The 14,685-nt window shown below is 23.5% G+C and carries 15 protein-coding genes; 2 read left to right on the forward strand and 13 right to left on the reverse strand.

Going from position 1 to position 14,685, the window contains the following annotated elements; all coding sequences use genetic code 11:
• The 13 genes from AWT72_RS05425 to AWT72_RS05485 form a co-directional block, all read right to left on the reverse strand.
• Positions 1-699: hypothetical protein (locus AWT72_RS05425; RefSeq protein WP_067142003.1), on the reverse strand; the 699-nt coding region annotated here is incomplete at its 3' end.
• A 23-nt stretch (positions 700-722) separates the two neighbouring features.
• Positions 723-1,124 carry a GNAT family N-acetyltransferase gene (locus tag AWT72_RS05430; RefSeq protein ID WP_067142006.1) on the reverse strand — a complete coding sequence of 134 codons (402 nt, stop codon included), beginning with the start codon at positions 1,122-1,124 and terminating at the stop codon, positions 723-725.
• Entirely contained in the window at positions 1,124-1,744 is a 621-nt protein-coding gene (locus tag AWT72_RS05435) for a hypothetical protein (protein WP_067142009.1), read from the reverse strand. Before AWT72_RS05435 ends, AWT72_RS05430 begins: the two co-directional genes overlap by 1 nt.
• A gap of 4 nt (positions 1,745-1,748) precedes the next feature.
• Complete coding sequence (locus tag AWT72_RS05440; protein ID WP_067142012.1) at positions 1,749-2,231, reverse strand: deoxycytidylate deaminase; 483 nt, start codon at positions 2,229-2,231, stop codon at positions 1,749-1,751.
• 1 nt (position 2,232) lies between these two features.
• Positions 2,233-3,492 carry an exodeoxyribonuclease VII large subunit gene (gene xseA / locus AWT72_RS05445; RefSeq protein ID WP_082680563.1) on the reverse strand — a complete coding sequence of 420 codons (1,260 nt, stop codon included), beginning with the start codon at positions 3,490-3,492 and terminating at the stop codon, positions 2,233-2,235.
• Positions 3,492-5,456 carry an excinuclease ABC subunit UvrB gene (gene uvrB, locus AWT72_RS05450; protein ID WP_067142018.1) on the reverse strand — a complete coding sequence of 655 codons (1,965 nt, stop codon included), beginning with the start codon at positions 5,454-5,456 and terminating at the stop codon, positions 3,492-3,494. The genes xseA and uvrB overlap by 1 nt, the downstream gene beginning before the upstream one ends.
• Positions 5,457-5,477: 21 nt before the next feature.
• Complete coding sequence (locus AWT72_RS05455) at positions 5,478-6,764, reverse strand: glycoside hydrolase family 10-like protein (protein WP_067142021.1); 1,287 nt, start codon at positions 6,762-6,764, stop codon at positions 5,478-5,480.
• A 1-nt stretch (position 6,765) separates the two neighbouring features.
• Complete coding sequence (locus AWT72_RS05460) at positions 6,766-7,380, reverse strand: O-methyltransferase (protein WP_067142024.1); 615 nt, start codon at positions 7,378-7,380, stop codon at positions 6,766-6,768.
• A gap of 172 nt (positions 7,381-7,552) precedes the next feature.
• Positions 7,553-7,924, reverse strand: a complete 372-nt coding sequence (locus AWT72_RS05465) for a nuclear transport factor 2 family protein (RefSeq protein ID WP_067142027.1) — start codon at positions 7,922-7,924, stop codon at positions 7,553-7,555.
• Between the two features lie 150 nt (positions 7,925-8,074).
• A complete protein-coding gene (locus AWT72_RS05470; RefSeq protein ID WP_067142030.1) occupies positions 8,075-9,880 on the reverse strand; it encodes a DUF8508 domain-containing protein in 1,806 nt (601 codons plus the stop codon).
• 12 nt (positions 9,881-9,892) lie between these two features.
• Complete coding sequence (locus AWT72_RS05475) at positions 9,893-11,338, reverse strand: hypothetical protein (RefSeq protein ID WP_067142034.1); 1,446 nt, start codon at positions 11,336-11,338, stop codon at positions 9,893-9,895.
• A 199-nt stretch (positions 11,339-11,537) separates the two neighbouring features.
• Complete coding sequence (locus AWT72_RS05480) at positions 11,538-12,728, reverse strand: cation diffusion facilitator family transporter (RefSeq protein ID WP_067142037.1); 1,191 nt, start codon at positions 12,726-12,728, stop codon at positions 11,538-11,540.
• A 253-nt stretch (positions 12,729-12,981) separates the two neighbouring features.
• Positions 12,982-13,389, reverse strand: a complete 408-nt coding sequence (locus AWT72_RS05485) for a hypothetical protein (RefSeq protein ID WP_067142040.1) — start codon at positions 13,387-13,389, stop codon at positions 12,982-12,984.
• A gap of 867 nt (positions 13,390-14,256) precedes the next feature.
• Between AWT72_RS05485 and AWT72_RS10200 the strand changes: the two genes are divergently transcribed.
• Together AWT72_RS10200 and AWT72_RS05495 are read left to right on the forward strand one after the other, a co-directional pair.
• Positions 14,257-14,499 carry a DDE-type integrase/transposase/recombinase gene (locus AWT72_RS10200; RefSeq protein ID WP_442789404.1) on the forward strand — a complete coding sequence of 81 codons (243 nt, stop codon included), beginning with the start codon at positions 14,257-14,259 and terminating at the stop codon, positions 14,497-14,499.
• A partial coding sequence (locus AWT72_RS05495; protein ID WP_197407617.1) for a hypothetical protein occupies positions 14,484-14,685 on the forward strand: 202 nt, incomplete at its 3' end. The genes AWT72_RS10200 and AWT72_RS05495, both read left to right, overlap by 16 nt.

A 14,685-nucleotide genomic window follows, 5' to 3' on the forward strand; every position in this document is an offset into this window, starting at 1 on the left:
ATTTATACAATATAATAAATAAAAACATATAATATATGGTATATACCCAACTAAATATACAAAATAAATTATAAATCTATCACTTGATTTTATAAAGTCTATATATGAATAAAAATAACCTATTAATATAAAACCTGCTGAGTACATTACAAAAAGAATTAATAATATTACAAATATGATTATATAATATATTTTCTTATTTTTCTCCCACATATATTTAGAAAAATCTTTTAATTCAGAATTTTTAACTTTACTATATGCATAAAATTTTAATTCTATTAATTTAAGCATAAACACTATATATGATATTATGACAACTAATGGTATAACTATTAATGCTAAAATTCCAAGATTGAAAGAAGCAAAGAAATACAAAAATATATTAAATGGGTATATAATTATAAACAATATTAAAGTTAATAATATATATCTTGCAATTTTATCTATTTCTAATTTTTCCTTGTATGTCCTTTTAATTATAAAATAAAAATCTAAATATATAAATAATACAGATATTATAAAGATTAATACATATTCAAAACTTGAAAAAATAATACTAAAATAAGCATTTTCAAACAAACTAGCAAATCCAAAAAGTAAAATTACAAAAATATATACCAGTATAATTTTAATTATTCCTAACATTATAAAATTTTTAATATTCCTTTTTCCTTTAATTTCATCAATCAACAATTGCATCAACCCTTTCCGTGCTTTTTTTCTTATATTTTCATAAAAGATTTACAATCTAATTCATATAAATCTTTAAATCCTAGACTTTCATAAAACTTTTTTGTTTTTTCTGTATTATCAGTTGTTAGTATCATTTGATATACATTTTTATATTTTTCTATAATATGTTTTAATAATTTAGTCCCTATTTTATTTCTTTGGTATTCTGGTAATACTATAATATCTTGTACATATACAATAGAATGCCCATCTCCTACAACTCTAACTATACCTACTAATTTATCATTTTCATAAGCCCCTGCTATATATAATGAATTTTTATATGAATCAGTTAACATTTCAATATTTTCAGTATAATTAGTCCAAAGCACTTTTTCATATAAATTAAATATTTCTTTCAATTTAAATTCTTTATATTCTTTTATTTCCATTATTGCCCCTTTTTCTCAAACTCTAAATAACTTCCATATATGTCTATACTTACACAGTATGATACATAATTAAATACTATAATTAATATTAGAAAAATCATCTCATTTAAATCTGCTAGTAGTATTACTGATAATAATGCAGAAAATCCTAAAATCCATAACCAATATATAATAGCATTTTTATTCCACAAATATTTTGAAAATTCATCATAATCATCTCCATTAACTTTACTGTATACATAAAATTTTAATTTCAGTAGTACATACATATATAATACCATTAATGGTAATCCTAAAATTATATAAATTACAAAAAGTTTAAACACCATTATAAAAAATAAAAAAGCAAATATAAAATAAAACATTATGTAAATTATAAGACAAATTATAACCACAAAAGCAAAATATAGCATCATTTTTTCTAAATTCATTTTTTCCTTATATTTTATTCTTATAAAACAAAAAGTTAAAAATATATATATAAACCATAATGGTATAAATCCTATACCCAGCGAATATATAAAATTCATTCTTAAATATATAATTATTGCTATCATTATAGTTGATATTATAGCAAAACTTAATATGTTTTTTATACTTTTTAATTCTTTTATCAACATTTTACTAATCCTTAAACTCTACATTAATATTTTTTAGTTTACCATCATATTTTTGAATTTGAACTTTTGCATTATTTAATATAATAGTTGATGCTTTAGTTAGTTCCTTATCTTTATGTTTATCTGAGTAATATACCACTTTACTTATTCCTGATTGTACTATGGCTTTTGCACACTCATTACAAGGGTAATGTGTTACATAAATAGTACTATCCTCTAAATTTTTTGTAGAGTTTAATATAGCATTTAATTCCGCATGTACTACATAAGGGTATTTAGTTTCTAACAAATTCCCGTTTTTATCCCAAGACATAGCATCATCATCACTACCATTTGGAAATCCATTATAACCTATTCCTATAATTTTTTTATTTTTTACTATACAGGCCCCTACTTGTGTAACTGGGTCTTTACTTCTTAAAGACGATAAATATGCTATACCTAAAAAATACTCTTCCCAAGATATATATCCTTCTCTTTTAAACATATTATTTCACCTCACTAATTAATTTTTTCTTATTAGCATAAATAGTTTCTAAAGTATCTCCTTTTACTATCTTTTGATTTTTAATAATTTTACCATTTTTTAAAGTTATAGTATAGCCCCTATCTAACATATCTTTAATATCATATTTTTCAATTTTTGCTTTGATATTATTTAATTCTAATTTTTTTATATTTATTTTATTAGATAACATATCTTTTAATTTATTTTTCAAACCATTTAGTTCATCTTTTTTATAATTTGTACTTAATTTATATACTATGTCTTTTTTTAAACTTTTCTTTATATCTTCTAACTTGTTTATTCTTTCTAAAATTTGTATTGAATAAAATTCTTTTAAATAATAGTTATCTTTTAAATTTTTAATATCTTTTTTGCTATTTTCTATTTTTCTAATTAAAATCTTACTAGAATTTTTATTTTCATTATTTAAACTATCTAATAAGTCTTTTTTTATAGGAATAAGTATTTCGGCGGCTTGTGTAGGTGTTGCGGCCCTAATATCTGCTACAAAATCTGAAATTAGTATGTCTACTTCATGTCCTACTGCTGATATTATAGGTATTTTTGATTTGAAAACTGCTTCTATAACTTCAACTTCATTAAAAGCCCATAAATCCTCTATACTTCCGCCACCACGACCTATTATTATACAATCTATATCTAAATTCGAATTATTAAAATACTCTATTCCTTTTGCAACTGATATACTTGAACCATCTCCTTGAACCTTAGCCGAGTAAACATAAATATCTACATTAGGATTTCTTTTATGTGTTGTATTTATTATATCATGTATAGCAGCCCCAGTATGAGCCGTTACTACTCCTATACATTTAGGGTATTTTGGTAAAGGCTTTTTATGTATTTCATTAAAATAGCCTTTTTGTTTATATAAGGCTATTAATTCTTCTCTTCTTTTATATAACTCTCCTAAACCATTGTCTTTTTCTATCTTATTACAAACTATTTGAACAGAAGCATCTAAAGCATACACATTTATTTTACCATAAACTTTTACCTTATCTCCTTCTTTTAAAGTTCTAGGTATATCATTCATATTATAATTAAAACCTGCACACTTTATTCTTCCATCTTTATCTTTCAAGGTAAAATACATATGTCTTGCTTGATATGTTAAGTTAGAGATTTCCCCTTCAACACATATATATTTAAGTTCAGATATATTTTCTACAAAACTTTTTATAAGTTTATTTATATCAGCTATTTTTAAGACCTGCACTACATTACCTCCATAAGCAATTCTTTTAATCTTTTTATTTCTTCTCTTAATTCTATTGCTCTTTCAAAATCTAAATCAGTAGATGCTTTTATCATTTCTTTTTCTAATTTAACTATTTTTTTATCTACTTCTTTGATATTTTTAAACTCTTCTATCTTTTCTTCTATTTCTTCTTCATACTCTACTAAAGAATCAACGTCATTATTAGTAGTATTTCTAGGAGTAATATTATTTAATTTATTATATTGCTCTTGATATTTTCTTCTTCTATCTACTTCATCAATGGCTTCTTTCATAGAATCTGTCATTCTATCAGCATAAAGTATAACTTTACCTTCTACATTTCTAGCTGCCCTACCCATAGTTTGAATTAGTGATCTTCTTGATCTTAAAAAACCTTCTTTATCTGCTTCTAATATAGCAACTAATGAAACTTCTGGTATATCAAGACCTTCTCTTAGTAAGTTTATACCTACTAAAACATCAAATTCTCCTTTTCTTAAACCTTTTATAATTTCTACTCTTTCTATTGTATCTATATCTGAGTGCATATATCTTATCTTTATACCTAAATCTAGATAGTAATCAGTAAGTTCTTCTGCCATTTTCTTAGTTAAAGTAGTTATTAAAACTCTCTTATTTACTTTAACTAATTTTTTAATTTCTTCTAATAAATCATCTATCTGATATTTAGTTGGTTTAATAAATACACTAGGTTCTACTATTCCAGTTGGTCTTAATAATTGCTCTACTATTTCATCTTTTGCACCTTCTAGTTCATAATCACTTGGAGTTGCAGAAACATAAACTACTTGTGGTATTTTAGAAAAAAACTCTTCTTTAGTTAAAGGTCTATTATCATATGCTGATGGTAATCTAAATCCATTCTCTATTAATACTCTTTTTCTTGATCTATCTCCATTATACATACCACCAATTTGTGGTACTGTAATATGGGATTCATCTATAACCACCAAAAAATCATCAGGAAAATATTCAATTAAAGTATCTGGCATTTCTCCAGCTTTTTTACCTGACAAATATCTAGAATAATTTTCTATTCCTTTACAATACCCGATTTCTCTTATCATTTCTATATCGTATTCTGTTCTTTGTTTTATTCTTTGTGCTTCAAGTAACTTATTTTCTTTTTCAAAAAAACTTACTCTCTCTACCATTTCACTTTTTATATCCTCAAACATGGCTATATTACTTACTGTTGATAAATAGTGAGTTGCTGGCATTATAGTCATTCTTTTTACTGTTTTAATTTTATTAGAAGTTATAGTATTAATTTCAACTATTTCCTCTAAATCTTCATCAAAATACTTAAACCTATATGCAGTATCTTGATAAGGGGGTCTAATATCTATTATATCTCCCTTAATTCTAAATTTACCACGCTCTAATATTATGTCATTTCTTTCATATCTCATATCTATTAATTTTTTTATTAAATCTTTTCTACTAAACCCTATGCTAGAATCAATAGATAAAGAGTTTTTAGTATATGCTATTTTAGACCCTAATCCATAAATTGCTGAAACAGAAGCCACTATTATTACATCTTTTCTTGTTAAAAGAGCGGCTGTCGCCGCATGTCTTAATTTATCTATTTCATCATTTATAGAAGAATCTTTTTCTATATATGTATCTGTTTGTGGTATATATGCTTCTGGTTGATAATAATCATAATATGATACAAAATATTCAACAGCATTTTCTGGAAAAAACTTTTTATACTCGTTATACAACTGAGCAGCCAAAGTTTTATTAGGGGCTATCACCAAAGTAGGTCTATTTAATTTTTCTATCACATTAGCAATAGTAAAAGTCTTACCACTTCCTGTAACCCCTAAAAGAATTTGTTCTGATATACCTGCATTAATATTATCAACTATTTTATTTATAGCCTGTGGTTGATCACCTGTTGGCTTAAATTTTGATTTTAATTTAAAATCCATTTTATACCTTTTTACTCCATACTATTCTATTTCATCTATAAGATGTCTATTATCATTTAAAGTCCCATATCTAAATATTACATAACCATTTACTGAATAATTAGCTCTTCTTATTATTGAATGTTTCTTTACTTCATTTTCAGGCCAATCCCATTTTTCTGGTTCTTCAACTTTGTATATACCTTCACCTATATATAAAGGAGTATTAGTTTGTTTTGCTTTATTATTCCACCATTCAACTAAAGTTTTATAATCTGCTCTTTCATTACCTATTTTCCAATATACTTGAGGTGCAACATAATCTATCCATTCTTCACTCATCCATTTTAATACGTCTGCATATAAATCATCATATGCTGCTAAACCATTAGTGTTTGAACCTCTATAATCGCTTTTTTTGTTACGCCATATACCAAAAGGAGATACTCCAAATGAAATATGTGGTTTTAATTTATGTACTGATACTGATAAGTTTTTTATTAAACTATTTACATTTTCTCTTCTGAAATCACCTATACTATTATATTTATTTGAAACTTTATTATAATCTGCATAGTCAAAATTAGGTAATTTTTTACCACCTATTGGATATGGATAGAAATAATCATCTAAATGTACTCCATCTATATCATAGTTAGTTACTACTTCTTCTATTGAGTTGTATAAGTATTCTACTACACCTTTTTTAGCTGGATTTAAATATAATTTACCTTCATATTCAAAAGTCCATTCAGGATGCAATACCCCTATATTTTTGCTAGATGCTGAATTTAAATTATTTTTCATAGATACTCTATATGGATTAATCCAAGCATGTAATTCTATTCCATTTTTATGTGCAACTTCTATAAAATATTCTAACGGGTCATATCCTGGATTTTTTCCTTCAACTCCTGTTAAATATTCAGACCAAGGTAAAGTTTTTGATTTATAGAATACACCTGCTGATGGTTTAATTTGTAAAAATATTGCATTCATTCCCCAACTTTTAACATTAGATACTATTTCATCTATTTCTTGTTTTTGTAAATTTGCCCCACGAGTTTTAGGGAAATCTAAATTAACTACTGTTGCTACCCAAACTCCTTTTAAATCTTTATTAATTTTTCTATGACTTCTATCAAAAACATCTTTTCTATAGTCCTCATTTCCTAATATCTCATTATTACTTTTATCACTTATTTCTGTACTTGTAGTTGTTTTTGTTTTAGTTTTACCTTTACCATATTCTCTAATATTTGTATCAACTGTACTACATGATACTAACATAGCTAATCCTGCTACTGCTAATATTTTACTTAATTTCATATTATTTTCCTTTCCTTACTAATCCTACTCCATCTCCAAATGGTAATAAACTAAATTCATAGTTTTCATTTAGATAGATTATAAACTCATTTAATTTTTTTACTATTGTTTTAAATTTTTTAGGATACTCATCTATTGTTACATATGATCTAAACATTATATTATCTATAAATATTAAACCACCATTATTTAATTTATTATAACACATATCAAAAAACTTTTTATACTGTCCTTTTGCTGCATCTATGAAAATAAAATCAAAATTTTCATTTAAATTTTCTAATATTTCCAAAGCATCTGCATTTATTAGATTTACTTTTCTAGATAATTTGGAAAAATTAGATTTTGCAATTTCAAATCTTTCTTTATCAATTTCTATACTTGTTAAATCAGAATATTTTGATATATATGCTCCTGAATAACCTATTGCAGTCCCTATTTCTAAACTCTTTTTGTATTTTTTGCTTGAAAGTAAAAAAATTAAAAAATTTAAAACTTCTTCTGTTACTATAGGAATATTGTTTTTTATCCCATATTCTTTTATGAATTGTATATCATTATCCTCTTTAAAAAGTTCTCTAGCATATTTAGTACTTTTTTCAAAATTTTCTAACATATCACTCCTTATCTATATTATATCTTGAAAAATATTATACTGTCAATTATTATATTTTTAACTTTTAATGCAATTAATATTCTCACATAACCATTATATAATAATTTGCCTTTTTTTTCCACTTAAAAGTCTGAATATCACAAATAAAAATTAGGATTTAATCCTAATTTTATTATTGAAGTTCTAACATAGTGCCTTTAACACAAGCAAATTCTTTAATATATGATATTTTTTCATTTTTAAATTTTATAATACTTACTCCATCAAAACTATCTATGCCCTTATCTTTTAATTTATATTCAAAATACCACTCTACTATTGTTTGATTTTCTGTATGTACAAATTGCTTAATTTCCCAACGAAAAACATTATTAATAGAACTCCATTTATTAAACCAAGAAATGATATTATCAATCCCATTATATACTGGTCCATAACTTTCAATATACAATATATCTTTATCAAATATTTTGGTTAAATTTTCTCCATTTTTACTAATCCACATTTGAAAATATTCTTTTATCATTTTTTCTCTATTTTCCATTATTCTCATCTCTCCTAATATATTTTTAAATTTAAAGATAAGTTATAAAATTTTAAAATACATATAAACTTTGCTATCAGTACAAAAAAGAGATAACTTAATATTATCTCAATTTTGTATTAATATATTTAGTACAATAATACCTTATTCTTATTTTACGTCTATTTCTATATACACTGGGTCATGATCACTAAATGCTCCTTGCGAATGTGTAAATTCTGAATTAACATTTATTATATCAACTTTTGTTTTATCAATGTATTCTTTATTAACTAAAACATTATCTAAAATTTGAGAATTTCCCTGATATACATATGAATATCTTTCTTCTTCTGGAAGTAAATCAACTGCATTAAACATTATATCACCTTTCATTATTGATACTGTCTTTGAAAATTCAAAATCATTCATATCACCTAATGAAACTATTATGGCGTCTTTAAAATTATTATGTAATGTTTCATGGAATTTAAATATTAATTCTGCTTGTAAATGTCTTTTTTCTTCTGATTTTCTATGTATAGGTCTTATTGCACCATACAAACCATTATCTTCTCTTTTAGATGATAAATGATTAACTATTATAAATATATCTTTTCCTTTAAATAGGAAATGCCCAACTAATGATTTTCTCACTGCCTCAAAAGCATCACTTTCTGTTCCTATTCTACCTGGATTATATAATAGTTTACCATCGACTACATATGTATCTTTATCTTGAAGTCCTTCATTTAAATATGGAATTTGTACTCTATCTTTTCTATAAAGTATTGCATTTCTAATATGAATAGCTGGTTTCCCACCATCTCTTCCATGTTTAGGATTTATCATAAGGTAACCATATTCTACACCTGTTTCTCTTTTGATTTCACGAATTATTGCTTTTAAATTAGCAGCTCCTGCTGTTTCTCTAGGATATCTTTTTTCATCTGACCCATTATCATCTCCCAATTCTATTAAAGATATAATATCAGGAGTTTTTAATATATTTTTAACTTGTTTTGCTAAATCATATACTTTATATTTATCATCAGCCAAACTAAAATTTTCTATATTATATGAAACTATACTTAATTTTTCTTTATCAATACCTAACTTATTTTCATCAGGCTTAGTAGCACTGTCTTCTAATTTAGGAAGTTTTTTAGTATTCATTATTCTATATGTTCCAAAATTAAAAGTTAAAATACCTTCTATATCTCCTAAAAATTGATCACCTGGATTAGGTGTAAAGTTTTTATCTTTAAATATCTTTTTACTATTTGTTAATGGGAAATAGTTATTTGATATTATTATTTTTTGAGTTTGTTCATTATCGTAAGTATATCTAAGACCACCATTTTTTGTTTTTTGTACTACATAATCTCCTTTTTCAGGTACTACTGCAATATCTCCATGTCTTTCTTTTACACCAACTACTTTTGGACTTATAACTTTAACTAACATACTTTCGAATGTTTCATAATAATCCATTGCATTATTTATTGGATCTAATTTATCAACAGGTGTATCATCATCATGAATTTTAAAAGGTATTTTAGAAGCTTCTATAATTGTAGGTTCAATAGTTAAACCTTTTTTTAATACTTTAATATCTAGGGCTTTTATTGCTGTAATTGTAAGTTCTTTCTTATCAAATTTTTGAAATTGCAATTCTTTTACTATTCCATCTACTCTAACTAAATCTCCTTCTTTAAATTTTGTATCTTTAAAATCTGATTTATCTATGTATATTCCTTCTGAAGTTATTGGATTCCCATCATCTTTTAAACTTTGTATAAAAAATCCATCATTAAATCTATCATCAAAATTTTTTAATACTACACCTTCTACGTCTTTTACAAATTTATTTTCGTATGGTGATTTATGACTAGTTCCTTGTATTTCTGCTATAGTATGTCCAAATATATTTAAAGATACCACTATTTGAATTATTAATATTATTATTTTTTTCATCTTTAATCTCCTTTAATACTTATACTCTAATTTTAATTTAAGACTTAATGGGGCTTTTTTGAATGCATTATTTTCAAATTCAATTTTTACTCCTGTGTCCCAACTTAATTTTAAATAATTAGTTAAATCAAATTCTGTTTCTAAAACTGGATTTAAATAATATGATAATTTTTTTTGCTTTTTCGAACTATTAAAATCTTTTTGTACTTTAATACCAAATAATATACTTGGTTTTATATTATATCTATATTCTTCATTTATCTCAGTTAAAAATTTAAATTTAGTTTCTGAAGTAACTTTTGGTTTTGGTTCAAGTATTAAATTTTCAAAATCAATATTTGCTTCAATAGATGGAATAAATTTCACTATTTTATTGTATATATATTCAAAAGAATTTTTTAATTTTAGTTCTAATTTCATTTTTTTATCATATTTTTCAGTAATTTTTCCTGATTTACTCACAGAATAATCTTTTTCATTTTCAATTTTCATAGTTAATTGAGCAAAAGGTTTATGAGTAATTTTATAATTTTGTTCAAATACTGTACCTAATTTTAAATCAATTTTAGATTCTAAATCTAATTTATTATCTTTACTTCTAAAACCTGTATTAACAAAGACTAATATTGATGGTGTTAATTTTAAACTTTGTATTCCCGCTTCTCCAAAATAAGTTTCATAAGTAAATTTAGTATTATTCCCTATAGACATTTGATGCTTTGGTTTGTTTAGCCCATTAGATTTATAACTTGTAAAAAATTCTGGTTCTATCTCTAATTTATTTTTCTTATATTTAAATTTAAATGTTGCATCATTTACTATTCCTACATGGTTTTCATCAAATTTACTTGATGATATTGATGAATGTTTGCCACCTTTACTCTTAGATGAATCAACTATTAAATATGTTTCATTAGATGGATATATTGAAAAATTATCATTTATTTTATATCTACCTTTAATGCCTATATCTAAATTTATCCCATCTTTTCCATCTTTATCAATTTTAACTTTTCCACCATGATTTATCTTAAAATTAGTCTCAACATTCCAATCATTTCCTTTTTCAACTTTATACATTAATCCATGGTTAAAATCAAGTTTTTCTCCAATACTCTTTTTAAAATTATCTAATTCCAATCCTGATTCTATACCATAGGTATGTTTATAGTAATTTCTAAAACTTTTTTTATACTTAGCTTCTATTAAAAATTTTCCTATATTATATTCAAATGTTAAAGGCTTATTCTTAACTTTCTTATTTAATAATTCAAGTTTAGAATTTAATTCTAGTCCATCTGTCAATTTTATATCGCTAACTGATATTTTTAAATCTGGCGTTAAATATTTAGTAGAATTTACAAAATCATACTTTGTAGTACTTAACTCAGAAGTAAGTTTAATTGAAAATGAACTTATGGCTGATATTATAAACATAAATATTACTTTTTTCCTCACATTATCTCCTCTTTTCATTGTATAAATAATTACCGTGAATCCTATAATATATAAAATTTTAAGTATAAAAAAATTATTGATTAATTAAATACCGGTAATAATGTTATACCACATTTATTTTTTTATGCAATTTTTTTATGTAAATTTTATAAAAAAATCATAATATTAATATCTTAACTTAGATATTATATTATGACTATTATATATTTTTATCTTCCACAATATATACTGGTTCAACATGTAAATTTAAACTTTTAATAAAGGGATACTTATTTCTAACTATCAAATTAACATTTTCTGCTATTTGATGAGATTTTTCTACACTAAAATCCTTATCTACTCTAATGTCGGCATACATGTATATCTTTTTACCTGAACTTATCATAAATAAATCATGTACATAAAATATATCATCATTTTGCATGATAATTGTTCTTACTTTTTTCAATAATTCTTCATCTTGTTTTTCTAAAAGTATTAATATATTTTCTTTTATTATATTATATGCTTGATATATTATATATAAGGTTATAACTATACTTAGAAGTATATCAAAAGCATATGATACCTTTATTGTTAATATTACACCTAATAATACTGATATAGAAAGTAAAATATCTGCACCATAATCTTTTGCAAGAGTTTTTAGTATATCATTATCATATTTTTTAGCATTCTTTGATACGTAAATATATTGAAATATTTTTAATAGAGTAAATATTAATGTGAAAATATATATTATATACTGTTCTTTTTGTAAATTAATTGGTGCATAATTAAATATTTTTTTAATACTGGTAAATAATACACTGGTTGTTGTTAGGATTATAAACATGCCTATAAATAAATTAAATATTGCTTCTATTTTACCATACCCAAAAGGGTAATCATCATTTTCTAATTTATTTGATATTTTTAATCCAAAAACAGCTAATACTGTACTTAAACTATCTGTCGCTGAATTTATACCATCTGCAATAATAGTATTTAATGAAAATATAAAACCTATAAATATTTTTAAAATTGCTAATAAAACATTAATACTAAAAGACACATAACTACAATTTAAAATTGCTTTTTTATCACAATATTCTTTTTTAAGACCCTTTAATATTAAAATATCATTTTCTAATATGAAAGAATGCTTAATAAAAAAATTAAGTCCTGCTTCATCAAAATCAGTAACAATTACACTATCATACTCTAATTTTGAAACTTCATCTACAACATAATTTAATATCTTTTTACCGAAACTAATATTCCTAAATTTCTCATTAACATAAATTTCTTGTAAATAATTTTTAAAAACCTTAGCTCTAGCAATTTGAATATTGTTTTTAATTATTTCAATTAAAAATGTGTCTTTGTCTATTTTGGTTATTTTTTTCATTGTTTCTCCTATATAAAAGTGAATTTAGACCTTTTATCATCAAATGAAATGATATTAAAATCATTAACAATAAGGCATTTAATTTTATTTTTTACTTTCTAAATCACTTATATTTCTAAGTTTCTTTTTCAAATATAGATTTTAATAGAAAGAGCATCATTAAAACATATAAAATATATTGTGTATACCAAAACCAATTGATATTAGCAAAATTTCTATCATTTAATCTCCTAAATTTTTCATATATAAAATATTACCTACTTGAATAAAACATAATTCCAATATATGCTATAAAAAAATATGTAAATAAATTTGAAATCATAAAAAAATAAAAACTAACTTTAAAAACATTTTCTCTATATTCAGTTTCAATTTTTTTATTATGCCATATTTTCATATTTATAAATACTGTTACTAATAGAATTAAAAATTGAATTTTAAATATACTTGGAAAATTCTCTAAATCCATAAATAATCTTATATATTTTACTATTTCAATGATTATAAGTAATATTAAGAAATAGACTTCAAAAATAATTTTTTTACCTATCAAAAATTTTATCATTTCATAAAATGATATCAAAAAATAAAATGCCATTCCCATTAAAACTAACATATATGTATAAAACATTAAGCCTATAAATTCAAATTCATTCATCATAGTCAGTCTCCTTTAAAAATTACGTACTGTAAAGTATACAGCACTTTTTTTATTTATATAATTAACTTTATATATTGTTTTTATTGAGTTTATATCATTTTTTATATAAAAAAATTGTGATATCCCCCAGTTTCTTGTATAATTGAATCGCTAAACACAACCAAGAAAGGGTGATATCACGTGTTAATTATACAATATTTTAATAATTTTATTCAACTATTATTTAATCAAATTAATTTATTATCTAATGAAATCTCTATTTTAAAAGCTCAAAACAAAGCTTTCAACGGTTCATACAAACCTTCTAAAGCTCATTTAAAGCCTGATTTCCCAAACAAAGAACAAATATGTCCTAATTGTAGTTCTACTTGTGAATGGCATTATATTCATACTAAAACTCAAAAAAGGTGTAAACTCTGTCTTAAAACTTTTTCTTTTTGTAAAACTAGAAATTTAATACCTAGAGATAAAGCATTTTATTGTCCTTATTGTTCTAGAAAACTACATTTTAGAATTGAAAGGTCTGCTTTTGATATATATTATTGTTCTAATAGAAAATGTCCTTACAGAATTAAAAAAGTAAATCAAATCATTAAACAATATGGTAATCTTAATAATCATGATAAAGTAAATTACATATATCGTGATTTAAAAATCAGTATTGATAATGTATTTAAATTTATTAATGATAGTAATTTACCTTTACCCAAAATGAATTTTTCTTTTAAATATTTTAATTCTAAAATCTTTTCACTTGTTATCTCTTACAAAGTTAATTTAAAACTTTCTAATAGAGATACTGCTTCTGCTATGAAAGATTTCTTTGGTATTGATATTTCTCATACAACAATAAATACATATTGTAATATGGCTGCTAGTCTTATTACATATCTAAATTTTACTGATAAACCAGAAAAAATATCTAATTCTATTGTTGCTGATGAAACATATATTAAAATTAAAGGTAAAAAGCATTATGTTTGGATTTTATATGATGAAATTTATCATAATGTAATTACTTATCATATCTCTGATAAAAGAGATTATATTGCTTGTGCTACTGTATTTTTANNGATATGTATACTGCTTATCCTTTGGCTCTACAATTAATTCAAAAAGAATTAGGTGTTTCTATTAATCATACAGCTGTTAAAGGTCTTATTCCTTTATCTAATGAAAATACTAGAACTCGTAATGCTAAACAAAAAATTAAAAGAGTTAATAGAGTTTTTAAAGAAACATATCGTATTACTACTGGTTATTTTAGTTTATTAGGTGCTAGGTATTCTTTTGAAC

The sequence above is a fragment of the Oceanivirga salmonicida genome (assembly GCF_001517915.1).
Taxonomy (GTDB): Bacteria; Fusobacteriota; Fusobacteriia; order Fusobacteriales; family Leptotrichiaceae; genus Oceanivirga; species Oceanivirga salmonicida.

Excerpts from the sequence above, each read along its gene's own strand:
- AWT72_RS05430 (WP_067142006.1), bottom strand. The coding sequence starts at position 1,124 with ATGGAAATAAAAGAATATAAAGAATTTAAATTGAAAGAAATATTTAAT.
- AWT72_RS05435 (WP_067142009.1), bottom strand. The coding sequence starts at position 1,744 with ATGTTGATAAAAGAATTAAAAAGTATAAAAAACATATTAAGTTTTGCT.
- AWT72_RS05440 (WP_067142012.1), bottom strand. The coding sequence starts at position 2,231 with ATGTTTAAAAGAGAAGGATATATATCTTGGGAAGAGTATTTTTTAGGT.
- uvrB (WP_067142018.1), bottom strand. The coding sequence starts at position 5,456 with ATGGATTTTAAATTAAAATCAAAATTTAAGCCAACAGGTGATCAACCA.
- AWT72_RS05455 (WP_067142021.1), bottom strand. The coding sequence starts at position 6,764 with ATGAAATTAAGTAAAATATTAGCAGTAGCAGGATTAGCTATGTTAGTA.
- AWT72_RS05460 (WP_067142024.1), bottom strand. The coding sequence starts at position 7,380 with ATGTTAGAAAATTTTGAAAAAAGTACTAAATATGCTAGAGAACTTTTT.
- AWT72_RS05465 (WP_067142027.1), bottom strand. The coding sequence starts at position 7,924 with ATGGAAAATAGAGAAAAAATGATAAAAGAATATTTTCAAATGTGGATT.
- AWT72_RS05470 (WP_067142030.1), bottom strand. The coding sequence starts at position 9,880 with ATGAAAAAAATAATAATATTAATAATTCAAATAGTGGTATCTTTAAAT.
- AWT72_RS05480 (WP_067142037.1), bottom strand. The coding sequence starts at position 12,728 with ATGAAAAAAATAACCAAAATAGACAAAGACACATTTTTAATTGAAATA.
- AWT72_RS05485 (WP_067142040.1), bottom strand. The coding sequence starts at position 13,389 with ATGATGAATGAATTTGAATTTATAGGCTTAATGTTTTATACATATATG.